This is a genomic window from Candidatus Brocadia sp. (genome assembly GCA_021646415.1).
Classification (GTDB): domain Bacteria; phylum Planctomycetota; class Brocadiia; order Brocadiales; family Brocadiaceae; genus Brocadia.
The window spans coordinates 19,595-45,833 of record SOEU01000003.1; the positions used below are offsets into that span (position 1 = coordinate 19,595).

24 protein-coding genes and 1 pseudogene are annotated in these 26,239 nt (G+C 39.8%); 24 read left to right on the forward strand and 1 reads right to left on the reverse strand.

Going from position 1 to position 26,239, the window contains the following annotated elements; genetic code table 11:
- Positions 1-24: 24 nt before the first annotated feature.
- On the reverse strand, positions 25-1,419 hold the full coding sequence (locus E3K36_03935) for an amidophosphoribosyltransferase (protein ID MCF6154400.1): 1,395 nt from the start codon (positions 1,417-1,419) through the stop codon (positions 25-27).
- Positions 1,420-1,803: 384 nt separating this feature from the next.
- Between E3K36_03935 and thiE the strand changes: the two genes are divergently transcribed.
- From thiE to E3K36_04055, 24 genes and pseudogenes are all read left to right on the forward strand, one after another.
- Positions 1,804-2,490 (forward strand): thiamine phosphate synthase, encoded by a 687-nt coding sequence (gene thiE / locus E3K36_03940; GenBank protein ID MCF6154401.1) that lies wholly within the window; start codon positions 1,804-1,806, stop codon positions 2,488-2,490.
- A 191-nt stretch (positions 2,491-2,681) separates the two neighbouring features.
- Complete coding sequence (locus E3K36_03945) at positions 2,682-3,239, forward strand: hypothetical protein (protein MCF6154402.1); 558 nt, start codon at positions 2,682-2,684, stop codon at positions 3,237-3,239.
- 141 nt (positions 3,240-3,380) lie between these two features.
- Positions 3,381-4,004, forward strand: coding sequence for a hypothetical protein (locus E3K36_03950; GenBank protein ID MCF6154403.1), 624 nt, complete (start codon positions 3,381-3,383; stop codon positions 4,002-4,004).
- A gap of 294 nt (positions 4,005-4,298) precedes the next feature.
- A complete protein-coding gene (locus E3K36_03955) occupies positions 4,299-6,098 on the forward strand; it encodes a flagellar hook-length control protein FliK (protein MCF6154404.1) in 1,800 nt (599 codons plus the stop codon).
- An 11-nt stretch (positions 6,099-6,109) separates the two neighbouring features.
- Positions 6,110-6,565 carry a hypothetical protein gene (locus E3K36_03960; protein MCF6154405.1) on the forward strand — a complete coding sequence of 152 codons (456 nt, stop codon included), beginning with the start codon at positions 6,110-6,112 and terminating at the stop codon, positions 6,563-6,565.
- 21 nt (positions 6,566-6,586) lie between these two features.
- Entirely contained in the window at positions 6,587-8,161 is a 1,575-nt protein-coding gene (locus E3K36_03965; GenBank protein ID MCF6154406.1) for a flagellar hook protein FlgE, read from the forward strand.
- A 285-nt stretch (positions 8,162-8,446) separates the two neighbouring features.
- Entirely contained in the window at positions 8,447-9,262 is an 816-nt protein-coding gene (gene flgF, locus E3K36_03970; GenBank protein MCF6154407.1) for a flagellar basal-body rod protein FlgF, read from the forward strand.
- A 51-nt stretch (positions 9,263-9,313) separates the two neighbouring features.
- Positions 9,314-9,672 (forward strand): annotated as a pseudogene (locus tag E3K36_03975) (four helix bundle protein).
- Between the two features lie 53 nt (positions 9,673-9,725).
- A complete protein-coding gene (flgG, locus tag E3K36_03980) occupies positions 9,726-10,505 on the forward strand; it encodes a flagellar basal-body rod protein FlgG (protein ID MCF6154408.1) in 780 nt (259 codons plus the stop codon).
- Positions 10,506-10,608: 103 nt separating this feature from the next.
- The gene (gene flgA, locus E3K36_03985) at positions 10,609-11,580 is read left to right on the forward strand and encodes a flagellar basal body P-ring formation protein FlgA (GenBank protein ID MCF6154409.1); all 972 of its coding nucleotides are present in this window, start codon (positions 10,609-10,611) and stop codon (positions 11,578-11,580) included.
- 9 nt (positions 11,581-11,589) lie between these two features.
- Positions 11,590-12,321: a flagellar basal body L-ring protein FlgH gene (locus E3K36_03990; GenBank protein ID MCF6154410.1), complete on the forward strand. Its 732-nt coding sequence runs from the start codon at positions 11,590-11,592 to the stop codon at positions 12,319-12,321.
- Between the two features lie 162 nt (positions 12,322-12,483).
- Entirely contained in the window at positions 12,484-13,608 is a 1,125-nt protein-coding gene (locus E3K36_03995) for a flagellar basal body P-ring protein FlgI (GenBank protein ID MCF6154411.1), read from the forward strand.
- Positions 13,609-13,741: 133 nt separating this feature from the next.
- On the forward strand, positions 13,742-14,203 hold the full coding sequence (locus E3K36_04000; protein MCF6154412.1) for a hypothetical protein: 462 nt from the start codon (positions 13,742-13,744) through the stop codon (positions 14,201-14,203).
- Positions 14,200-14,700: a flagellar protein FlgN gene (locus E3K36_04005; GenBank protein ID MCF6154413.1), complete on the forward strand. Its 501-nt coding sequence runs from the start codon at positions 14,200-14,202 to the stop codon at positions 14,698-14,700. The genes E3K36_04000 and E3K36_04005 overlap by 4 nt, the downstream gene beginning before the upstream one ends.
- A 13-nt stretch (positions 14,701-14,713) precedes the next feature.
- The gene (gene flgK / locus E3K36_04010) at positions 14,714-16,675 is read left to right on the forward strand and encodes a flagellar hook-associated protein FlgK (GenBank protein MCF6154414.1); all 1,962 of its coding nucleotides are present in this window, start codon (positions 14,714-14,716) and stop codon (positions 16,673-16,675) included.
- 347 nt (positions 16,676-17,022) lie between these two features.
- Positions 17,023-17,934: a flagellar hook-associated protein 3 gene (gene flgL, locus E3K36_04015; protein MCF6154415.1), complete on the forward strand. Its 912-nt coding sequence runs from the start codon at positions 17,023-17,025 to the stop codon at positions 17,932-17,934.
- A 273-nt stretch (positions 17,935-18,207) separates the two neighbouring features.
- The gene (locus E3K36_04020; GenBank protein MCF6154416.1) at positions 18,208-18,675 is read left to right on the forward strand and encodes a flagellar assembly protein FliW; all 468 of its coding nucleotides are present in this window, start codon (positions 18,208-18,210) and stop codon (positions 18,673-18,675) included.
- 29 nt (positions 18,676-18,704) lie between these two features.
- A complete protein-coding gene (csrA, locus tag E3K36_04025) occupies positions 18,705-18,980 on the forward strand; it encodes a carbon storage regulator CsrA (GenBank protein MCF6154417.1) in 276 nt (91 codons plus the stop codon).
- A 23-nt stretch (positions 18,981-19,003) separates the two neighbouring features.
- Positions 19,004-20,122, forward strand: coding sequence for a tetratricopeptide repeat protein (locus E3K36_04030; GenBank protein MCF6154418.1), 1,119 nt, complete (start codon positions 19,004-19,006; stop codon positions 20,120-20,122).
- Between the two features lie 55 nt (positions 20,123-20,177).
- On the forward strand, positions 20,178-21,155 hold the full coding sequence (locus tag E3K36_04035) for a thiamine pyrophosphate-dependent dehydrogenase E1 component subunit alpha (GenBank protein ID MCF6154419.1): 978 nt from the start codon (positions 20,178-20,180) through the stop codon (positions 21,153-21,155).
- A complete protein-coding gene (locus tag E3K36_04040) occupies positions 21,140-22,183 on the forward strand; it encodes an alpha-ketoacid dehydrogenase subunit beta (GenBank protein MCF6154420.1) in 1,044 nt (347 codons plus the stop codon). The genes E3K36_04035 and E3K36_04040 overlap by 16 nt, the downstream gene beginning before the upstream one ends.
- A gap of 25 nt (positions 22,184-22,208) precedes the next feature.
- Positions 22,209-23,201, forward strand: a complete 993-nt coding sequence (locus tag E3K36_04045) for an SDR family oxidoreductase (GenBank protein MCF6154421.1) — start codon at positions 22,209-22,211, stop codon at positions 23,199-23,201.
- Positions 23,202-23,215: 14 nt separating this feature from the next.
- On the forward strand, positions 23,216-24,208 hold the full coding sequence (locus tag E3K36_04050; GenBank protein MCF6154422.1) for an NAD-dependent epimerase/dehydratase family protein: 993 nt from the start codon (positions 23,216-23,218) through the stop codon (positions 24,206-24,208).
- 12 nt (positions 24,209-24,220) lie between these two features.
- Positions 24,221-26,212: a radical SAM protein gene (locus tag E3K36_04055; protein MCF6154423.1), complete on the forward strand. Its 1,992-nt coding sequence runs from the start codon at positions 24,221-24,223 to the stop codon at positions 26,210-26,212.
- The last annotated feature ends 27 nt before the right edge of the window (positions 26,213-26,239 follow it).

The window sequence follows — 26,239 nt, forward strand, 5'->3', positions numbered from 1 at the left end:
CAAATTACAAACACCAAGATACTCTTACTGTTTTCTCTCGGTGAGTTTCTTTGTTTCCTCTTCGATGGGTGTTGGATAATCACTGGTAAAACAAGCATTACAAAAGTAGTGGCGAGGCTGAGTTGTACAATTCATCATCCCTTCCACACTCAGATAGCTGAGACTCTCGACATTTAAAAATTGCCGAATTTCTTCTAATGTGCGATTGGCAGCAATAAGTTCCCCTTTTTGCTGGAAATCAATTCCATAATAACAGGGATAACGATGAGGTGGGCAACTGATTCTGACATGGATTTCCTTTGCCCCTGCCTTCCGTAACAATCCAAACCGTGACTTCGACGTCGTCCCTCTTACAATGGAGTCATCGATAACAATAACTCTTTTCCCTTCCACAGTCTCTTTCAAGGCATTCAGTTTAAGCTCCACGATGCGGTGTCGCCGGTCCTGCTCAGGCAAAATAAAAGTCCGGCCCACATAATGGTTGCGGATAAACCCTCTATCAAAGGGTATTCCTGAGGCATGGGAATACCCGATTGCCGCGGAGTTCCCCCCCTCAGGAACAGAAATAACCACATCAGCATCCACGGGCGATTCCTCGGCGAGTTTGGCCCCTAATTTTTTACGAAATAAATGTACACTTTCACCATAGATTTTGCTGTCGGGTCTTGAAAAGTATACCAGTTCAAATACACAAAAGGCAGGTTTAATATATTTTTGGGAGCAATAATATTCGCTTCGAATCCCGTCTTTACCAATATAAACCGCTTCGCCTGGATTGATATCCCGAATATATTCTGCACCCACCTGATCCATGGCACAGGTTTCAGAGGCCATGACATAACCATTGTTCAATCTTCCCAACGCCAATGGTCTGAAACCATGGGGATCACGCACCCCCACCATCTCGTCCGGGGTCATAAACAATAATGAAAAAGACCCCCGTAATTGCTGCAGTACGAGAGACAAATTTTTTTGCATCATATGTAAAGGCTTTGCCATGAGGTGTAGAATGACCTCGGTGTCAGCGGTAGTATGAAATATCGAACCGTTGGCCTCAAATTCTTCGCGCAATCTTTTTGCATTGGTCAACTGTCCGTTATGGGCAACTGCAACTTTCCCCTTGTAATAATCCACTACCAAGGGTTGCGCATTACCTATATTGCTGGAACCGATGGTCGAATACCGAACATGTCCGATAGCAATTGGGTTTTTTAAAGATTTGAGCATCTGCGGCTTTATGACATCGCTAACAAGCCCCATTCCTTTATGACAGATGATGTCCTTCCCATTCGTTGAGGCAATTCCGGCACTTTCTTCCCCCCGATGTTGCAAAGAATACAAACCATAATAAACCCTCTCTGCTGCATCTTCACACCCATAAATTCCAAACAATCCGCAATATTCTTTTACATCCGACATTTTTTTACTACCTATCTCTTTTCTGATACACGTTTTTCACTCACTTTCATTCTCGTGAAAGGAGGAAATTTGATTGTTGACTTGCTGAGCTGTTTATAAAACTTGTATTTACTTTAATAAATAATTAAAATAAAATTTGTAAATTCTTATTTTTTAAAAGGACTGGCTCAAAAAATAACCAGCAGCACAAGATTTTTTCCTCAAAGGTTTGTCGGTAACGTTTCCATTTACGGGCAACAGGGATTGGACACGCGTTTTTGCGCCATATTGTTATCGCCCTTTTGTAAGTCGAGGGTTCGTATCGATTTGTTGAATAACACCTATTGGTAGGAAACACATAACAGTAAAAATTATATCAAACATTGAGTGAGTGTCAACACATTTATGGATGCGTTTGCCGCCAATGATAAAGGCAATAAAACAAGGCTTTTTACAAAATTTTCAGGCGTAAAATTATACGTTATAATAAGTTCCAATCTTTCTAAAGAACCCGTGCTGGAGATACTGGAGAATGTCATCCAGGGCGGTGCAGATGCAGTACAATTACGGGAAAAGGCGATGTCTGACAGTGAATTCCTTCTCCTGGCCAGGGAATTTAAAAAAGTAACCTGCAAATCGGGAACTATTTTCATTGTAAATGACCGTGCTGAAATTGCTAAAAAAACTGATGCGGACGGGTTGCATATCGGACAGTCCGACATGGACATTCACCGCGCACGTAAGATCATTGGCCATGACAAAATCTTGGGCATATCTACCCACACAATAGTTCAGGCGCGAAAAGCGCAACAAGAAGGTGCGGATTATATCGGCATTGGTCCCATATTTTATACCACAACAAAGAGCAATGAGCCTCCGGTAGGTCTTAACTATTTAAAGCAGGTAAAAGGGGAAATTACTATCCCCTTCGTTGCCATAGGCGCTATCAACATTGATAATATTGCCGAAATATTACATGCCGGAGGGTCCCGCGTGGCAATCTGCTCTGCAATTATTTGCAGTGACAATATTGTTCAAACGACCAGATCTTTTAAAAACCATCTCATCACACATCAAAAGCTTCAATCATGATCTTTGAGAGGTATAATGTTTGCTTGTCTAATCTGATATAAAACAGCTTTTGAATCAATTTAAAATAAGCACAAGTAACCATTTTACAAGAACCTAAGCAAAAAATATTTTCGATGTGCTTTAATAAATCCAAAATCAATCACCACATTACAAGTTGCAATTTTAGACATTCATTGAGGAAAGGGTGGGATATGGGGAAAATTCTTCCTTTGATTTCTTTCAGTATATTTATTTTGATGACGCTCGGCTGCGAATCCTTCATAAGAAAGGAAAATAAAAAACCTCACACAACTGATAGTCTTTCAGGAGAAACCGTATCACCACCGAAAAGCAGGGGTTATTTAGCCAGCGGTGCAACGGTAAATATTGATACCGGCGAAGAAAACAAAAAGACCTCTTTACTCGAGCAATTTGAACAAACACGAAAAGCCCTGTCATTATCTCAGGAAAAAATTGCCAGACTTGAAAGAGAGTTGGAAAGCGAAAAGGCAATAAGAACAATGCTCGAAGCAGAACTGGAAGAATTCAAGAAGCAATTAGAAGCAATCCAACAACTTATTATAGAAAACGAAAAAATAGGGAAACAACTAGAACAAAGTCAGGAACCATATGAAAAAAAGATCAGAGAGTTAACCCTGGAATTAACAAAGGCACAGATTGAAGAAACAAGGGCAAAGCAGGAACTCGTTAGTCTGAAGATAGAACAATTGGTTGAAAAGAAGAAACAAAAACCGCAAAATCCCCAATGAATCTCTTTTTTGTAAGTTATTTAAAATGGTTATGAGTTGTAAGTTGAATGTTGTAAGTTATTACTTTGAATCTTAATCTAGTAACTTTCAACTACAACATTTAGTTTGGTTGCGACCAGGTCGCCACCAGGGAGTTCTTAGATGAAATCTATACAGAGCATCCTTTTTATCTGTTTACTAGCAGTCATGGGCTGTTCAAGTGCTCCGCCACATCGTTCTTCAAGCCTTAGTTATAACAAAACGGATGAATATAAAAAAATATGTTTACGCCGTGTATTACTTTTACCATTCGAAGATAATGTAGACCGTGATGCTATCATAGATGAGGTAACGGAGGCATTTGCAGTAGAATTACGAAAAATAGGGAATTTTGAGGTCGTTGTTCCATCGGGAAACAATGCTCTGTTGACTACCGAACATGGGATATGGGATAAAGGCAGTATTGATTTGACTACCCTTTTGACCTTGAGGAAGAACTATGATGCAGATGCCATCGTATTTGGGAATATAACCCACTACCGTCCTTATGAACCTATGTTACTTGGTGTCAAAGTAGGTATGATCTCCACAGATACCGGAGACGTCGTATGGAGCGCTGACGGCGTTTTTGATAGCAATGAAAACGAGGTTGCAGAGCTTGTAAAGCACTACTTTGAAAGCACACACCAAAAAAGCGCCCTCTATGGCTGGAAACTCATCTTGCTTTCTATGAGGCGCTACTCCCAATTTGTAGCCAATCAGATAACAGAAACACTCCAACACTAATCTTAAAAACCTCGTAACGCGCAACCCAGCCCTGTTCGTAATACGGAAAACAATACCACATTACGAGAAAAAAGTACTCGGAATTTGTATCTCCATTGAATGAGCAAGCATTCTCTAAACAAATACTTTTCTTTTGTTGATAGCCATAAACAACTAATATATCAATACTTAAATATATCTCTACGATCAATCCCATTTCTCCATTACCATAAAATACCATAAAAACGGCATATATGTTGCTCAATGATAAAATAAAATTATAGCACCATCACGATTCTCTTAGAGGAAACCACTATGCCGGAAACAGCCGCAGAACTATCTAATCAAAATGATTTGTTTGGGAATTTGTTCCGCGGGACTCGTCCAACTACGAATAGCTCAAGTTCTTATGTAACGGACACAGATCCGGTTCAATCAGAAATCGGTGAAAAAGATATTGAGAATCATTCCGAAAGTATTCCATTCCAGGAAATACTTGGTCAACAAATAATCAATCGCACAGCCCGGGATGCAGTTAATCAACAAAAGCCAAATGATCCTGCAATAGAATCGAGTAACAGGAAACTATTTCAAGAGGATATTCATGAGGTAAACTCATCTTTATTCCATGAAACACTGGTAAGCGGTAGCCCACAAAGAAATGCAAAAAATCCCAACATACCCAACTCTATCGGAGGAGAAAGCGACGGTTTTTCTTCTTTAACAAAGAAAGGTGAAAAAGGATTTGAACTGAATCTTTCAGGGACACCAGTATTAGACACTATCCATTCATCAGACATTCTGCCCGGGACATTTCGTGAACACACAGAACCGGCTTTTCAAAATTTTAGCCAAAATTTCCCTTTGAAAAATGGTGTGGTCAAGGTTGATGTTAATGTAAATATTCACAATCCTTTGATGATTGATGTCAATCATCAAAATTTGTTCACTTCTCCCTTTTGTGGTTTGGAACAGAGGAAAATTGATATACGAAAAAATAACCAGTTCACTAATATAACCAGTTCGGATTTTTTATACAACACAGAAGCATCCATTATGCAAAATCTAACTGACGAAAACGCAATCCGGAACAATGAAGGTGTTGGATCAAATCCATCCAAAAATCTTAAAAATTTACAAAAATTGGATCAATCCATCCCCATCGTAATGCAAGAGCCAGAATTTGCAGGCTCAGATAACGCAATCAATATCAAGGAATTGCCTACTGCATTTAAATCACTAGCTCAGAATGTTTCTCCAGAAAACAGGTTTAATACACCCAGGCATGAAATAGACGGCCAAATCAATGGAACAGAAAAACAGAGGGAAAATGATTTGTCAAAAATAACCAGTAAGGTACCTTCTGAGCATAACGATCCAGGTACTTCACAAAAAAATGAGGAATGGAACTTGTTTGACAACTTTACACAGGAAGAGAGCCTCTCTAACCCTACACCATTTGACACTCATCGACAAAAAACTCATAGCAGATATCTCTTTCCCCTGGATACACAAACAACAACCGATGGCATACAATCAAACGCATCAAACTTTACACAAAATACAGAAGTATTTCCCGCCGGTGGCACAAAACAATCACCTTCCCTGGAAGGTCATAAAGATAGTGTAAGGCACACATTCCCCGAAAGTTTTAATGCAGGTACAGAGCATGCATACAATATTACGGATCAACTCTTTCAAAAAATCAGCCTGATACACCATGGTGATAAATCAGAAATCAAGTTACACCTGACCCCCCCTGAACTGGGCAGTGTAAAAATCCACTTTACCGAAGAAAATGATGAAATCGGGGCAAAGATCTTTGTGGAGAACGCAGAAGTCAAAGCCGTTATAGAAAACAATGCCCATCGCCTTAAAGAATCCGTGGGTGCCAACGGCGTGGAAATCCACAAATTAGAAGTACACATACAAAATAACGATGCGCACAAACAAAAATCGTCAGAAAATTCTGACTCCAATAACACACATTATCGGGCAGGGAGCCAGGAGAACCGAAATGGAGGTCAATCCGATAAAGAAAGAAATGTAAGCAATAATTCGCGAACAGATGCCGGCATAAACACATCGAATTTAATGGTTGACTACATTATTTAAGGAGGTAAAACATGGGCATTTCAAGCACTTCAAGTCTGAGTTCAGAAATCAGTATGAATAATTTTCTGACGCTCTTTGTTACACAATTGCAAAATCAAAATCCATTAGAGCCGACTGACAATTCTGAATTTATGTCTCAATTAGCACAATTCAGTGCATTGGAACAAGAACAACAGCAGACAGAATATCTTTCAAGTATGACCAGTATCGATACGGCCTCATTGCAATTGGACCAACTAACTATGGCCAGCACGTTCATCGGTAAGACCATAACATACAGTAGCGATGGTAACGATAAAGAAACCCTAACGGGTGTTGTAGAAGGAGTAAAACTCGAAGAAGATGGAACGGTGTCTTTCATTGTTCATGGAAAGTCTGTTTCCATCTCAAATCTCATAGAAGTTAGTGAGGCGTCAACAACAAAAACATCATCATCAAACATTCAATCTAAATCACTTGACAAATAATAACGGAAAGGAGGGGACATCATGGGTCTCGGAGGTGCATTATATTCAGGCGTGTCAGGTATTCGCGCCCATCAAAACATGTTGGACATCATAGGAAATAACCTGGCAAATATCAATACCTACGGATATAAATCCTCAAGGCTATTATTTTCTGACCTGCTAAGTCAAACTATAGCAATTGGGACTAACGGTAACCCGATGCAGGTAGGAAAGGGTGTAAAATTTGCAAGCATTACATCGAACTTTAGTCAGGGAACATTAGAAAGCACCAATAATGTATTTGACCTCGCCATCCAGGGAGAGGGATTTTTTGTCGTTAATGGAGGCAGCAAGGATTTTTTTACGAGGGTTGGAGCATTTTCTACTGATGAAGACAATTATCTCGTTGATTCAAATACAGGCTATAAGGTATTAGACACAAACGGTAAAGAAATCTCCATACCTTATGATTCAACCGTTTCCGGCAAGGCTACATCCAAGGCTTACATTACAGGCAATCTGGATGCATCGGCATCAAGTTCAACGGCCGAGGTGTTGATAATGTCCACCGCCCTTACCGAAAGTAGCACAGCAGCAACTACGGCAACCGAATTAAACGACCTGGACTCTAACACTACAGATTACGTTGCCGGAGACACCATTCTCATTACGGGAACGAAATCGGATGGAACTGCCGTTTCTGCAACTTATACGTATGCAGCTAATGATACAGTTCAGGAACTTATAGACGCAATAAATACGGCATTTTCCAGTGATGCAACCGCCAGTCTGGATTCTTCAGGAAAAATCATCCTCACAGCAGATACCTCCGGAAATGACGAATTATCGCTCACTCTTACGGATGGCGGCTCCAATACTGGTGCAACGACATGGACAGATCACACCTTTAGTGGCTCCACGTACACGACCTCTGTGGATATCTTTGATTCCCAGGGGACCCGACATGCGGTTACCCTCAGATTCACAAAACAAATGGACAACGAATGGGACCTTACCGCCTCTATGGATAGTAGTGAAGGCACATTTGCCAGTAGCGATAATCAGATAACAAGTATCACGTTTAATGATGATGGTACATTCAGCGCAAGCGGTGATACAACGCTTCAATTTAATTTCAGTGGCATCAGCAGTACACAGTCCGTAATTTTTGATCTAGGCACATCAGGAGAAAATGATGGCCTTACACAAAATGGCGGCGACTCAACTGCCGCTGTCACAAAACAAGATGGTTACGAGTATGGAACATTTGATTCCGTGTCCATAAATTCAGATGGCACCATAAAGACATTGTACACCAATGGCAAAACACAAACTATTGCGACACTGAAGATCGCCTTATTTAACAACCTCAACGGTTTAAACAAGATAGGAGATAACTTATACGAACAAACTTCAGTCTCTGGCGAACCCATTTATGTAAACGCTAATTCAGGTCGTGCAGGTTCTATTTCAAGCGGCTATTTAGAGGGGTCCAATGTGGATATGGCCACAGAATTGACCTCGCTGATTACGGCACAGAGGGGCTTTCAACTCAACACAAAGGTCATCACCACGGCCGATGAAATACTTGCAGAAGTCGTCAACCTGAAGAGATAACGAAAAACATAGTTTGATGATAAGGGTGGCGAACGACCGTTCGCTGCCCTATCTCAATAAAATACTTTTATAAACTTCACTACATCGCACCTAACCAATATTCTTATTTATGGTTATTCATGTAAATTTTTTGTACATATTATTGATGGGGAAATTTATTCAATTCACCATGAAATATTTACCCAACTATTTTCATAAATTTTTCATCACGTCAATTTAATATGTCCCCCTTAACTCATAGAAAGTGTTGTTATAAGGCATGTTGTAAAAAAGAATTTATTAAAGATGTTCGTTTGCGTATTTGGTATTAAGATTGCGGCTATAAAGAAAAATAGAATAATCAAGCTTTTTACTCATATACGGAGGATACACATGATCGTAGGACTTTATACAGGCGCATCGGGTATGGTAAGTCAAGGGGACTATCAGACAGTTATCGCACGGAATCTGGCTAATATCAACACCATTGGGTATAAGAAAAATGTTGCTGTTTTTCAGTCCTATATCTCTGATACAAAAACTGAGAATCAAAATGCTAATCGAGGTGTTGGAAACAGTTTAGGTACCGTTGCCACAGACTTTTCACCAGGTACTTTGGAATATACCGGTAATGATCTTGACCTTTCTATAAAAGGAAATGGATTTTTTACCGTCAAAACGGATGATGGAATTCGTTACACGAGAAAAGGGCAATTTATGTTATCACGTGACATGAGGATTATCACGCCTGAAGGATGGTATCTATTAGGCCACGACGGAGAAATTCAAGTCCCCCAAAATGCAAAAAGCATTACTGTCAAAGAGAATGGAAGCCTTTCTGCAGACGGCAAGGAAACCGGGAAGATTAGAGTTGTTACTATTTCTGATTTAACTGCTCTCGAACCCACAGGGAACTGTGCCTATACATTATCTGATACTGCAAAAGAACCGGAAGATTCAATCGATTTTAAAATAGCCCATCGCTACCTGGAACAATCAAATGTAAATGCGGTAGATGAGATGGTCAATATGATTGCAAATATGAGAGGATATCAATCTGGTTATAAGGTCACCGACTCCATCGACGAAACGCTTAAAAAACTCATTAAACTTGCAACATAGCAGTAAATGAGTAGATGAGTGGATGGGTAGATGGGTGAATAAGGAGGAATTATGAGGACGCATAAGGATTTAGATATTTGGAAACGGGGAATTGAGTTTGTGCAGAATATTTATAAAGTTACGGCTGCTTTCCCAAAAGAGGAACTCTATGGGTTAACATCACAATTGAGGAAAGCTTCCGTATCTTATCCAAGTAATATTGCCGAGGGTGCAGCGAGGTTTTCTAAAAAAGAATACATTCAATTTTATATATCGCATTAGGTTCATTATCAGAAATTGAAACACAACTTGTTATAGCATTAAAATTGAATTACCTAAAAAAAGGCGAGAACTTATTTGGTGATATTGAAATATTGAGAAAAATGACATTAAACTTTATTAAATATTTAAAAAATAAAAATAACCCATAACCCATATACTCATAAACTCATATACCCATTTACTCACTTAAAAGGAGAGCATTATGATAAGGGCGTTATATACTGCCGCTACAGGCATGAAAGCTCAACAGCTATTTTTGGATAATGTCTCAAATAATTTAGCAAATATAAACACTACGGGATTCAAGAGAAGCCAGGTCAATTTTCAGGACCTTCTCTATGAAAAGAAGTATATTGCTGGTTCTGAATCTGCACAAGGTTTTGAGATACCTTCAGGTATCCAGCTAGGCGGTGGCGTAAGACCCATTTCTACCTCCAAGGTATTTTCTCAAGGGAATCAACAGGCCACCAACCGATCTCTAGATCTTGCTATTGAAGGAAACGGTTTCTTTCAGATAAGTCGGCCGGACGGTACTATTGCATATACAAGGGATGGCGCATTTGAATTAAATAGTAAGGGTGAGATTGTTACTGCTGAGGGTTTACCATTGACACCAAGCATTACAATTCAAGATGCCAAAGAAATTTCAATTGGAACGGATGGAACAGTATTCATAAAAGGCTCCGATAGCACCCTTCAGAATGTGGGACAAATTATGCTGGCAAATTTTCCTAACCCGGCAGGTTTAGATAGTCTCGGAAGGAATATGTATGCAGAAACTGTCGCATCAGGCGCCCCCATAGTCTCAGTACCTGGTGAACAAGGAACAGGTGAAATTTACCAGGGAGCCCTTGAAAATTCAAATGTTGAAACGGTCACGGAACTTGTTAACCTTATCACTGCTCAGCGTGCGTACGAGATCAATTCCAGAGCAATAAAAGCCAGTGATGAGATGTTGTCAACCATTAACAATATGGCATAACGCTGCAAAACCGCACTTCATCTCCCCCTTCTCCTCTAAGGAAGGCGATGAAGTGAGGTAAAATACTTGCAAAAGCATTTTTAATAGCTGACGGAAATTTCTTATGAAATTAAACTTTTTAATACCTTTACCCATGGTAATCTTCTTCACCTTCCATACTGCAATTGGTGAAAGAATTACCATAGAAATCAAGGACAAGGTAATCCTGCCAGAAAAACAAATTGTCATGGAAGATATTGCATATGTTTCATGCAATAATCCATCCCTTTTAGAAAGAATCAACGATATTATTATTGGGAACACCCCCTGGCCTGGTAACGTCAGGAAAATAGAACGGGATACCATCAATGCACGTCTCATGGACGAAGGTATCAATCTGAATGATATCACTTACGGCAGCACGACTTCTTCGTTGGTCTCTGTTGAATCAATAACCATTTCAGGAGAATATATTTTAAAGAAGGCAAGGAAATATCTTCAGTCTAAATTATTCCAGCCTGAACGTGAAATAATCATTGAATCTGACAGACATCCAAAGGATAAATTATTACCTGCAAATGAAGGAACTATCCATTTGGAGGTATCACAAATTGATGCTACTAAAGACAGAGGTAACGTCCAACTTATCGTTCATATATTTATTAACGATAAACAATATATGAAAATACCGGTTTTTTTTAACATACGTGTATACGAAAATATCGTTACTTCCAACAAGAAAATAGACAGAAACGACATTCTCAGCATGGATACCCTTGTGATCAGAAGGATGGAAACTACAAAGCTTGCTGGATTAACGTTTAACAATGCTGAAGATCTCATAGGAAAACGCGCCATACGTCCAATCTTGCCAAATACACCAATTACAGCAGAAATTGTGGACAATCCCCCTGTAATAAAAAAGGGTGATTTTATCAAAATTTTTGTTCAAACAGGAAATCTCCATGTTGTAACAAAAGGTATAGCAAAGGAGGACGGCTATTTGGGAAAAATCATCAGGATAAAGAATATTGATTCGAATAAGGAGTTACACGGCAGGGTAGAGGATTCGACCTCGGTTAAGATCGTTTTTTAAGGAAGAACTATGAAAAACAATGCCACAACTCAGTACAGTCACAATAATATTATTATTTTCTCAGCATCCTCCCTTTTGTGCGGAAAGACAAAAATGTTTAACAAAAGAAATTTGTTCTTACAACGGAAGACTATAACGTGTCTTTTTACAAGCCTGGTACTGTTAATCGTGAGTAATAATATTCAGGCTGAATCAATCTGGAAAAAACGAGTGACTTTAAACACAAATCTGTTCAATGACAACAGGGCCAGGGGAATAGGAGACATTGTAACGGTACAAATCAATGAGTCGACAGAAATTACAGGAGTGGAAGATTCCAGTGCAGAAAACAAGAAAAGCCATAGTGTCAACGTAGATACTACAAATTTTTTTACAAAGCCATTAGGAGACACGAGCGGCTATTTACCAAATTTTTCAGCCGATATGAATCACAGTTTTAATGGCAAAGGAGCATATGAGAGCAACCGTAATATTAGTTTAGAACTTACTGCTGTTGTTACGGAAATACTAGCCAATGGGAATTTGATTATAGAAGGAAATCGTGATGTCAATATTAATGGTGAAAAATATAACATCAAGGTATCCGGAATAGTAAGGCCTATTGATATCAGTATAGAGAATGTGATTCAATCATCCTCAATCGCAAATGCCAATATAACACTTGAGGGCAAAGGATTTTTAACACGCGCTGGGAAACGCGGGTGGTGGAACCGGATCTATGAAGCTGTGTGGCCATTTTAATAGTTACTTTGACCTTAGTAATAATCTCCCTATGCCTGGCTGGAACAAATTTCCGGCTCGTTCCCAAACTCTGTTTGGGAACACGCAGTTGGAAGTCGTCGCCAAAGGCAACACAATAATATTATTTTAATAAAAGAACATATTTAAAAGAAAACGCCCATCATGAATTCAGTTTTTAAATACCGCGCAACAATCTTTATCATTGTAGTCCTTTTGTTTATGACACCGCTTTGTAAATTTACTCAAGCGGCTGTCCGAACTAAAGACATTGCCTACATTCAGGGCGTTCGTGATAACCAGCTTTATGGATACGGCCTTGTCATAGGACTTCAGGGAACCGGAGATAGCCAGATATTCAGGGTCACAAGACAACTGGCCGTAAATATTTTTGAAAAGCTTGGAGTGTTACTATCGGAATCAGATTTTCTGTCTAAAAACATTGCGGCAGTTATGGTCACTGTCAACATTCCTGCTTTTGCAAGACCAGGCGATAAACTCGATGTTGTCGTTTCTTCCCTTGGTGATGCCAAAAGCCTCGAAGGGGGTGTCTTACTCCAAACTGCTTTACAAGGAGCAGACAATGAAGTATATGCAGTAGCACAGGGACCTTTATCCATCGGCGGCTATAACGTGGAAGGGCAAGCTCAATCTCTCCGCAAAAATATATCTACAACTGCATACATCTCAAATGGCGCCATCGTGGAAAAAGAGATCCATTCTTCTATTTTATATGGCAAGTCGTTAAGCGTTGTCTTACGCGACCCTGATTTTACAACAGCAAATCGTTTGGTAGAAGTAATTAATAATCTCTATCCAAATGCTGCAAGAGCAATAGACGCAGCAGTTGTGGATATAATACCTCCGAAAGATTTCCAATCAGAGGATTCCATTATACGATTTGTGGCAAATATCGAAGAGTTGTACGTTAAGCCGGACAGTATTGCCAGGGTCATTATCAACGAACGTACAGGAACAATCGTTGCCGGTGAAAATGTCCGAATATCGACGGTTGCCATTGCGCATGGGAATTTAAGTATCACCATCAATGAAAGACCAGAGGTTTCACAACCTGGCCCATTGTCATCCGGTCAAACAACCGTAGTACCCAGAACAGATATTCAAGTGATCGAAGAGGAAAAGAAACTAAACGTAATTCAGGAGGGGGTAACAATATCTGATGTCGCACGGGCCCTTAATGTGTTAGGAGTAACACCAAGAGATTTGATCTCTATATTCCAGACAATTAAACGGGCGGGCGCCCTTCATGCAGAACTTATTATCATGTAAAACCTATAACGAAGCATAGCTGCAACCAAAATAACCACCCCTCTTTCCCCTCCTTCGCAAGGAGGGGATGAAGGAGAGGTAAAGTTAAATCTTCCTTGTTGGTATTAGTCCTTTTTTAACAACGGAGTTATACATGGAAAATTACTCAGCAATAAACCCTTTGCTCATTTCCCAACCACCTTCGGTTGAAGCAATCAAAAATTTAAGTCAGCAAAAGGATACTAATAATAATGCGCTCTCTCTTAAGAAGGCATCGCAGGATTTCGAATCAATCCTCGTCAATTTTGTCATCGATGCCATGTGGAAAACAATACCTAAATCAGACTTATTCGAGGAAAACAATGCGGGAATGGAGACCTACACCGAAATCATGCACAGCGCCCTTTCACAAGATATTGTTTCCAAGGGAGGTTTTGGAGTTACATCCGTAATTTATAAACAACTGATGCATGATAAAGAATCTGCTGAAAAATCGCTCAACAGACCTCCTCTATTAAAGGACAATAACAACACCGTTGATTTAAAAAGAGCATATGAAGAAGAGTTAGTCCATAGGAAAAATGGGAAAGACAATAATGGAGTAAATCCATCATGAATACCTTATTAGACAAATTAACTGATACGATTGACCGATTATCTATCGTTTACGATAAATTGCTTGAAACTGCAAAAACAAAACAGCACTGCCTGATATCGGGAAATATTGAAGAACTGGAAATGCTTCTCTATCAGGAAAAAAATCAGGCCGAAATTGCCCAGTTCCTCGAAGAAAAAAGGCAGAATATCATAATCAGATATTGCAAAGAAAACAATGTGCGGGGAAAAAATGTTACCATGAGATCATTGATGAATAACATGGATAATTTGCATAGGGAGAGGACCGGCAGCCTGCTAAACAAATTAACACAGTCAATAAAGCAATTACAGAAGGTAAACCAGACCAATACGACCCTCACTCATTATTCACTTGAGATTACTGAAGATATTATAAAAATATTTTGCCCCCCTGCATTTCAATACCCGATATACCACCCTACGGGAAAAATTCAGGAACATGAGCTGCCTATGGTTTTAATTGATACAGAAATATAAGGAGAGTTTGAATATGTCTTCGGATTTACAAATTGGTTTAAGTGGTATATTAGCTGCTCAACGTGCCATGTTGGTCACAGCCCACAATATTTCGAACTCAAATACAAAAGGTTATACAAGACAGTCAACCGTCATGGCAACAAAACTCCCCATGATGACAACTGCAGGCACCATTGGACAGGGCGTAGAGATTGTAAAGATAATCAGGCATAAAGATGACTACCTCAACAGCCGTTTGAGAGATATTTCATCATCCCTTGGCAATGCATCTATACAAAGTCAGTATCTCAGAGAACTGGAAACCGTTTTTAATGAAACTTCTGAAGCCAGCTTAAATAACGCATTGGCGTCTTTTTTTAGAGGCATAAATGACCTTTCACAAAATGTGCAAAATATAAGTTCCCGCGCAACCCTTTTAGAAAAGGCCAATACACTGACCGATACCTTTCATAGAACCGTAAATGAACTGAATCAGATGAAAATATTTGTCAAGCAAAGTATAGATAGCAAAATATCGGATGCCAACAATCTGACCGCAAACATTGCGAGTATAAACAAACAAATCTCTGCCTTGAAAGTAAAAGGCATTGAGTCCAACGACCTATTAGATAAAAGAGAGGCGTTGTTGCTTGATCTCAGCAAGTTGATCAACATCACTGTTATTACCCAGGATAATGGAATAGTGAATGTCGCGACATCGGGCGGGACTTTAGTATCAGGTACAAGTTCCACAAGCATCTCTTCTGAGGTCGATGCATCCGGAACCATTAATATCGTAAATTCCAGGAGTACAAATTCAAAATATGCCTTCAAAAGCGGGGAAATAAAAGGATTGCAAAGCTTTTATAATGAAACTATTGTGGATTACGATGATAAACTCGATACACTGGCATCTGGTCTTATAAAAGATATCAATCGCATTCATAGCGAGGGCGTAGGACTGTCTGGTGAATTTGCCAGTATGCTGTCAACCAACACAGTATCAAGTACCGCCGCGGCGTTAGATTCAGCCGGGCTGGATATTACACCCGATTCAGGAGATATTTATATTACGGTAATCAATACAAGCACTGGAGAAGTAACAAAGAACAAAATTTCTGTGGATGTTACAACAGATTCCCTTACTGACCTCCAGACCTCCATAGACGGTCTTGCAAACATTTCAGCATCCATCGTGGACAACAAGCTTCTCATCAAAGCCGATTCTGGTTACAAATACAATTTTTCGTATGCCTTAGACCCAAATCCTGGGTCACTGGGAAGCTCCACGGTTTCCGTTTCAGGTATTTACTCAGGACAATCTAACGATGTATATACTTTTACCGCCCTGGGTACCGGCACAATCGGGAGCACTGCGGGACTCCAGATTGAGGTGAAGAACAGCAGTGGAGCGGTTATAGCAACACTCGACGTAGGCAGTAATTACACACCAGGAAATATAATCAATGTCGCAAATGGAGTCTCTCTCTCTCTTTCTGGCGATGCAATCACTGCAAGCGATACACTTTCATTAGACGTTATAAGCGATTCAGATACAACCGATTTACTGGCCGCGTTAGGAATAAATACTTTCTTCAGTGGATCCGATGCCTCTGATATAACCGTAAATTCTGATATTAGTAAAGATGTATCGTTGATTGCTGCTTCGACAGGCGAGGTAGGAAATAACACAAATGCGTTGCGTTTAGCCGCATTACAGGATGACGCCAGTGCTATCGATAATACGACATTTGCTGATTATCTGCACCAGATTGCATCGTCATTGGGAGAGGAAGCCAGCAATGCCTATAAATCTGAAGAAAGTTTTACCGCTTTAGAAACAAGTCTGGGAAATCGCAGGGATGAGGTATCAGGCGTCTCCACCGACGAAGAATTGGTCAACCTGATAAGGTTTCAACAGGCTTATCAAGCCTCTGCAAAATATATCTCCATCGTTGACGGGCTTGTTGAAAGATTATTGAGTTCCTTTGGCTAAATTAGGCCGGGTTTTAAAAGGCAAAACCAAACAACCTTCTTGCCATTCAGAACGCATATGAGGAATTTTGACATCGTAAGATTTCTCTTTGGCAAGGATGCCTGTCCCGCGAAAACAGCTTGTGTAGGGTGCGTCCTACGCACAGTTCATACGGTGAATTATTTTTGGTGCGTAGGACGCACCCTACTATGGCTCAATTGGTTAACATACAAGCAGTTAGCTTTCTGCAATTAGCAATTCAGCGCTGGCATCCATCTGTCAACTGTTGGCATTTAGCTGAGCGCTGATCACAGATAGCTTTCACGGAAATGTTCATTTGTAAGAAAATATTTATGGAGGATTAAATAATGTCATTCAGAATAGCTCAGGAAAGTATGAACAGAACTACTCTTTCTAACATAAATCTCAACTTTAAAAAAATGCAGGAAATACAGGAAAAGCTGTCGAGCGGAAAACAAATAAACCGCCCCTCAGACAATCCTTCGGGTACACGTAAAATCCTTGGATTAAAGACAGAAGAAATTCAATTCCAACAATATTCAGATAATACTGAGATTGCTAAAGAGCAAATAAACTATACATTCAATACCCTTGAGAGCATTCAGGAAATCCTGGCTCAAGTAAAGGAACTGACCATGCAAGCTACGAACGACACACTTGGGCAATCCGAAAGAAGGATCATCGCCAGTGAGTTGAATGAATTGTTGGAATCTGTTCTGCAATTCTCAAACATGGATAACGATGGTCAATATATATTCTCAGGCACCAAAACTTCCACAATCCCCTTTTCAGCTATGCGCGATGGCAACGGCAAAATATCCTCAATATCTTATGTAGGTAACAATGAAGAAATTAAATACCAAATAGGTCCAAATACGTACATACAAGTGAACATAGCCGGTGGAACATTCTTTCAAAATAACGGTGTTTTCTCGACCTTAATCTCGTTAAGAGATGCGCTCGAATCAAGTACCTTTGATTCTTCCGCTTTTCTTGATCTGAGAAGTACTTTGGACACCACAACAAGCACTTTATTATCAGAGATTACCAAGTTCGGAGCAAAGTCAAGCAGGTTGGAATTGACTGCACACAGCCTTGAAAACTCCCGAATAGCATTGAAAGAATTAATATCATACACTGAAGATGCTGATATAGCGTCTTTGATTATGGAATTGAAGCATCAGGAAAACATCCTGCAATCCTCGCTGGAAACAGGCGCACGGATTATTCAACCCACCCTTCTTGATTTTTTGCGATAAAAATATTGTTTAAAAATTACTCATTGCTGTAAAGAAATTATACCCACTTCCATAGCGACGGATACTAATCCGGAAGAATTTTCCCCTCACCCTTCTCCTGATTACATTTTTATCAAAAATCTATATCACAAAAAAATCTATAACTATCAACAAGGATACACCATAGGACATTATTACCCTCCGGCACATTAGGGTATTTTCAGATGGTATAATCTTTGCTAAATACACTTTATAAAAGTACATCACTTTAAAATTTTAAGATAGGAGTAAAAAATGTTAAAAATGGAAGACAGACAACTAAAAAACAGCAATACACTGAATTTATCAACAGAAAAATTTGGTAATTTACGCATCGAAAAAGAAAACATTATAACGTTTGAAAGTGGTCTGCTGGGATTTGAAGATTTGAAGCAATTTGTTATCGTTGATATCGAAGAATGCCTTCCCTTCGAATGGCTGGTTTCGATAAAAGACCCTCTCATTGCTTTTCCAATCCTGAATCCCATGCCCTTTTTTTCCGACTATAATCCGATAAAGTCCATAGGTGACCTGTCATCACTAGGCATCAAGGATACAAAAAACGTTGAAATATTTTGTACGGTCACCTTAGGGAATAGTCCATCAAACGTTACCATGAATCTCAAAGGCCCTATAATTATCAACATGAAAAATAAAAAAGGAAAACAATTTATAGTAACTGAAGACTATTATAGTTTACATCATCCACTTGTTCGAACTTAATTCATCAATTTTCAGAAAGGTGAAATATCGTGTTAATACTGACAAGGAAGTTAGGAGAAAGCATTACCATAGGCGATGAGATAAAAGTTACTATTGTAGACTGTCAGGGTAAACAGGTCAAACTGGGTATCATTGCACCGAAACATATTAAGGTTCACCGAGAAGAAATATTTGAAAAGATCCAGGAAGAAAACAAAAAGGCAGCCTCGGTATCCAAACATGCCATAGCTGAAATTGCTCAAAAGTTACGGGAGAACCCTAAACAAACAAATTCAAAGGAAAAAGAACCAGTTTCTTCTCTATAAATTTTAAATAAAGGAAAATAACCATGCTAAATTTAATGAAAAATAATTCATTACAAACTGTACCCATCAGCGGGAACCATAAAGACAATCATACCAATTTTGAAACCAACTTAACACTCGCAAATGCAAACATTGAAAAAGGCAACTGGGAGGAGGCTTATTCGTATCTAAAGACGGCAGTCGAAATGAACCCTGATTATTCACAAGGATACAATCACCTTGGTATTTTTTTTGCCAGAAAAAAAAACTATACAGAGGCAATTAACAACTTCAAAAAAGCATTACAAGTGGATTTTTCCTTGACAGAAGCACATTACAATCTTGCCGTTTTGTATATGGAACGCAAAGAATACAATATGGCACTTTCACATTTTAAAGAGGTTGTACTTGCGAATCCCGGCGACCATGAAACTTACTACCTCATGGGATTGTGCTGCATCCATAATAATCTGGAGAATGAAGCTGAATCCTTCCTTTCTGAGTCTCACAGGTTAAAGCCGGAATCCATACCGACAGCCATATCCCTTTGTAAACTCCTCATAAAGAAAAGTAATTATACAAAGGCTAAAAACATACTTTTGCAGATCCTTATGAATGATTCTTCGCTTCCCGAAGTGAATCTTCTGCTCGGTATCATCAATAAAATTCAAAAAAAGTATATCAAAGCACTGCACTATTTCAGAGAAGCGTTGCTCAAAGACAAAAACAACACTGAGGCGTATAACCTGCTGGGCGAGTGCTGCGTGGAGTCGGGTATGGATAAACAGGCGGAAACCTTCTTCGCAATGGCTATTAAACTTGACAACTCATACCTGGAGGCATTTTACAACCTTGGAAATCTTTATTACAAGCAGGAAAAATATGGAGATGCCATTTTCACCCTGGAAGAATTTATGAAAAACAAAGAGGCGGCTGACAGTATCAACTCACTGTGGTCAGAAACCACCCGGACAGATAATGACAAAGTAGTACCCCTCTATAATTTACTGGGACATTGTTATAAAATGGCTAAAAACCACCTTAAAGCGCGGACCATCTGGGAAAAGTCATTAGCAATACAATCCCAGCAACAAGACATAAAAGCCTTTTTAGCCGATTTGCCACAACCATTACATAAACGGATTAGCCTTACAATTGATTAAGCTGTAATCGTATCTCAAAATTGAACCATAGGGATAAGTTTCTAAGACGTCTCATATGAATAATCAAATTCACAAGTTAACAGAGAAGTTTTATGGTTCATTGTACCGGATCCGCAGGGTTGAAGAAGAAATTGCGAGGATTTATCATACGGACAAAATTAAAAGCCCGGTTCATTTATCAATTGGTCAGGAAGCCATTTCGGTGGGTGTTTGCGAAGCACTAAGACCGGATGACACAGTCTTTGGAACTTACAGAGGTCATGCAATGTATCTTGCTAAGGGTGGAAATCTGAAGAAGATGATTGCAGAACTTTATGGGAAATCGACTGGCTGTTCAAAAGGTAAGGGCGGATCAATGCACCTCATCGATATCGCCAGGGGAGTCATGGGCACTTCCGCAATCGTTGGTACAACAATCCCCCTTTCCGTTGGTTATGCCTATGCACTAAAGTACAAAAAGTCAGATTCCATAGTCGTAAGCTTTTTTGGTGACGGTGCAGTTGATGAGGGGGCATTCCATGAAAGTATGAATTTCGCCACCTTGAAAAGATTACCGATATTGTTTATCTGTGAAAACAACCTCTATGCAATACATTCTCATCATTTACGACGGCGGCATTCTGATAATATCTACGAGCGGGCACGGACTTATGGCATGAGGGCAGAGCGGATTGATGATGGTGATATATTCAAAATATACGAATTTACCAATAATTATGTCAAACAGAGTATGCTGGGAAACATAATGCCTGTATTTCTTGAATGCATCACGTATCGATGGAAAGAGCATGTTGGCCCTAACGATGATTTCCATTTAGGATACAGAACCAAAGACGAAGCTGAATATTGGATACAAAATGACCAGCTAAAAAAATTGAAATCATTTTTAGATACTGATATTTCAACCAAAATCGAATCCGAAATTGAGCTGGAGATTAAAGACGCCTTTGAATTTGCTGAGGAAAGCCATTTCCCTGAAGCAAACGAACTTTATACTGATCTTTTTAAGGACTCAAAATGCAACGGATTTTGAGTTATCCAGAAGCAATAAAGGAAGCTATTGAGCAGGAAATGACTCAAAACCCTTCAGTAATTGTTCTGGGACAAGGCATAGATGACCCTAAAGGCACCTTGGGAACCACAAAGGGACTTGTAGACAAATTTGGCACTGAAAGAGTCTTTGATACCCCCCTGGCTGAAGATGGTATGACAGGAGTTGCCATAGGTGCAGCCCTCGCTGGCCTAAGGCCGATACATACTCATATAAGAATGGATTTTGTATTGTTAGCTATGAACCAGCTTATTAATATGGCAGCAAAAATGCGGTATATGTTTGGCGGAGAAGTATTCATTCCCATGGTTGTTCGCTCTATCATTGGTAAGAGTTGGGGACAAGGGGCTCAACATTCACAGAGTATTTATCCGTTGCTTATGAATATTCCCGGACTCAAAATATTTGCCCCTTCAACACCATATGATGCAAAAGGATGTTTGACACAGGGCATTCGAGACGATAACCCGGTCCTTTTTATAGAACATAGGCTCCTTTATTATCAACGTGGTTATGTACCAACCGGGAACTATACCGTACCTTTCGGGAAAGCAAGGATTCTTGCTAATGGAGAAGACATCACCCTGGTTGGAATTTCACAAATGGCTATTGAATGTTTGAGGGCACGTCAATACTTGAAAGAAATTCATATAGAGGCGGAGGTCATAGACCCGGTATCCCTTAGCCCTTTGGATATAAATACAATTCTAGATTCAGCATTAAAAACAAAGAGGCTCATGGTAATAGACAATGCATGGATGACGTGCGGGGCTGGCGCAGAGATAATTACCCAACTTATTGAAAGAAATCTACCCAGAGATGTGGTACTTAAGAGAATGGGGTTTGCGTCTGTACCGTGTCCAACAACACCATCACTTGAACGATATTTTTATCCCGATGCAAAAACAATCGCACTGAATGCGTACCAGATGCTATTTTCGGGCAAAAAGACATGGCAACCTCGTACTGAATTACAAATCGAGGAAGTAGAGTTCAAGGGGCCATTTTGATTAACCATAGAGGGGATTCCACAGTATGAAAATTTTGATTACAGGCATAACTGGCTTTGTAGGCAGTCATCTTGCTGAATACGTCCTTAATTTGAAAGAGGGACACGAAATTTATGGCCTGTGCAGGTGGAGAAGCCCGAAAGATAATCTGGCTACGATTTATAACAACATAAAGATGGTTGAGGCTGACCTTTGTGACCTGAGTGGTCTGTTACGACATTTTAAGACCATCAAGCCCGACATCATCTTTCATCTGGCAGCACAAAGTTACGTCCTGACCAGCTTCAATACCCCTGTACAGACCCTCTGGACAAACGTCATTGGCACGGCAAATCTGCTTGAGGCCGTTCGCCTTTCTGAAATTAATCCTGTTATCCATATTTGTTCCTCCTCTGAGGTCTATGGGCAGGTTTCAGAGGAAGAAGTCCCCATTAAGGAATCCTGCCCCTTTAGACCTGCCTCTCCCTATGCCGTAAGTAAGGTAGGCGAGGACATGATTGCTTATCAATACTGGGTTTCTTACAAGATTAAAACTATTCGGACAAGGATGTTTACCCATACTGGCCCCAGGCGAGGCGATGTCTTTGCAATGTCGTTTTTTGGGAAACAAATTGCCGCCGCTGAATTGGGTCTCAGAGAACCTGTTATACACGTAGGTAACTTGAAATCTGTCAGAACCTTCTGTGACGTAAGAGATGCTGTAAAGGCTTACTGGCTTTTAGTGAACAAATGTAACCCCGGAGAGGTGTATAATATCGGCGGTGATACAATACTGACAATTGGGGATGCATTGGAAAAGATGCTCTCATTTTCAGGGAAAAAATGTGAAGTAAAGGTTGATCTTAACCTTTTGAGACCTTCGGACGTAACACTTCAGATCCCATCTACTGAAAAATTCAGAAAAGAAACTGGATGGAAGCCTGAGATACCGCTTGAAAAGACACTCAAAGACATATTGGATTACTGGAGATATGAACTTTCCCGCTGCCCATGGAAGGCACTTACTGTTGAAAAATAGCAAAGGGAGGATAGATGTATAAGGGGAAAAAAGTACTTGTAGCCGGCGGAACTGGTTTGATTGGCATACCTGTTGTGAAAATGCTCATTGAGCGTGGAGCGAGGGTGAGAATTGTCTCCTTAGACGATCCAGCACTGGCTCATCAGGAAGCGGAATTCATCAGGGGAAATTTAACGAACTGGGAGTTTTGTAATAGGGTAGTAAAAGGAATGGATTATGTCTTCAACCTCGCCGGGACAAAAGGAGCTGTTTCGACGGGGAAAGCCAGGGCTGCCAGTTTTTTTGTTCCCCATCTCATTTTTAACACCCTCCTTATGGAGGCAGCAAGGGTATGGGATGTTGAGAGGTATCTCTATACGAGCACTATTGGCATCTATCCTTCTGCAAATGAACCTAAAAAAGAAGGCATTGCATGGAATGGCCCCCCTCATCACACGAACCTGTTCGCAGGCTGGGCCAAAAAGATGGGGGAGCTTCAGGCAGAAAGTTATAAAATAGAATTCGGATGGAGTAATATAGCCATTGTCAGACCAGCCAATGTTTATGGCCCTTTTGATTATTTTGATCCCTCATCTGCAATGGTTGTTCCCTCTTTAATCAGGCGTGCGGTAAAAAAGGAAGACCCTTTCACTGTGTGGGGAGATGGTTCAGCAGTTAGAGATTTTGTGTTTGCCGATGATGTGGCCGAGGGAATTCTATTGGCATTTGAAAAGGCAGCCGATTGTACCCCAATAAACCTTGGTTCCGGTATGGGAGTCACTATTAAGGAGCTTGTAGATATTATATCATCCTATATTCCGGGATTAAATGTCCGGTGGGATACATCAAAACCTGTCGGTGAGTATATGAGAGTGCTTGATATAACAAGGGCCAGGGGAAAAATTGGATACAATCCCAGGGTATCTCTGAAGGATGGAATTGCTAAAACCATTGAATGGTATCGGGAAAACATGAATAAATTGCCACAGCATTATAATGTATTTCATAAAAAAGCGCTCATTGCTTGACTGTATTCTAAGATGACAAAAGTTTGCAAAAATTCACATGACAAAATAAAACTGGGAATGGTACAGATAAACAATAGCTTTTCCGGGCAGAACTACCTCCCCTATTCGCTTGGTTTTCTCCAGGGATATGCCCAGAGATATCTGAAAGATATCAATAAATTTGAGTTCTTGCCGCCGATTTACAAACGTATTCCAATCAAAGTAGCGGTAGAAAGACTGCTTGATGCAGATATGGTATTCTTCAGTACGTATGTTTGGAATATAAGGATATCTCTTGAAATAGCAAGGCATGTTAAGCAAAAGATGCCGGATTCAATCATTGTTTTTGGTGGTATGCAGGTTCCAAATGTTGTAGAACCATTTTTGCGAAATAATCCTTTCGTGGATATTGTTTGCCATGGAGAAGGAGAGATTCCTTTTCTGAATATTTTAGAAAATTGCACTACCGGTAATTGGGCAAAAGTTCCCTCCATAAGTTATATCGACGAAAATGACAAACTTATTCAAAATCAAAGATGCGAAAGGATTTCAAACCTGAATACCATCCCTTCCCCCTATCTTGCTGGAGTATTTGATCGCCTGATGGAGATACATTCAGAAGAACAATGGATTGCACTGTGGGAGACTAATAGGGGTTGCCCTTTTTCCTGCTCCTATTGTAACTGGGGAGCAGCCACACATGTCAAAGTCTACGCCTACGATCTCAAACGGATTTTTGAAGAAATCGACTGGTTTAGTGATCGTAAAATTGAATTCATTTATTGTTGTGATGCAAACTTTGGAATGCTTAAGAGGGACATCGAGATTGTTAAATACGTAGCCGGAAACAAAAAGAAGTATGGCTATCCAAAGGCATTATCAGTGCAGAACACAAAGAATTCCACGGAACGCTCGTATGAGATACAAAGGATACTTTCTGATGCTGGCTTGAATAAGGGAGTAACGCTTTCCCTTCAGTCTACGAACAAAGACACATTAAAGAGTGTAAACCGCCAAAATATATCAATCAACGTCTTTCAGGAACTTCAGCATAAATTTACCACCGACAATGTGGAAACCTATACTGATATTATTTTGGCCTTGCCTGAAGAGACATATGAAACTTTTATAGAGGGAGTGTCTTCTGTTATAGAGAATGGCCAGCATAACAGGATACAGTTTAATAACCTGTCCCTTCTTCCAAATACTGAGATGGGTAACCCTGAATATCAAAATAAATATGATTTTGTTGCCCGTGAAACAAAGATCATCAACATCCACGGGAGTCTCGATGATACTGATGAAATATACGAGACACAACAACTCGTTGTCGGGACGAATACAATGCCCCTGGAAGATTGGGTTAAGGCCAGGGTTTTCAGCTGGATGACGTCTTTCCTGCACTTTGACAAGGTTTTACAAATACCCTTAATAATTCTTCATACCATGTGCAGAACCAGATTTAAGAAGTTAATTGAGCTTTTTACGAGAGAAAAGACGTTACCAATACTTTCCGAGATAAATAGCTTTTTTGTTGATAAAGCACTCGACATTCAAAATGGAGGCGCAGAGTATTGTGAATGCAAAGAATGGCTCAATATTTGGTGGCCTGCTGATGAGTTAATATTAATCAAATTGTGTACAGAAAATAAACTGGATATTTTTTATGAGGAAGCAGAAAACATACTTGATAGATTTCTAGTAAAAAAAGAAATGAACCTTCCTCCGGGTTTATTGCATGAGTCAGTCTCCTATAACAGAGATTTGATGAAATTACCATTTCAGAAGGAGGATCTATCCGTAGAATTGTCCTACAATATCTGGGAAATGTACTGTGCAGCGTTAAAAGGAAAGTCTGCCTTACTTGAAAAAGGAAAATATCATTATCTCATTGACCGCTCTAGTTTGACCTGGTCATCCTGGAAAGATTGGTGTAAAGAAGTAATCTGGTATGGTAATAAAAAAGGCGCTTATCTCTACCGTTGCAAGCAAGTAAGTCCATCTCATGAATTTCAGACTGTGTGACAATTTAGTCTTTGAAAATCTCAGTAA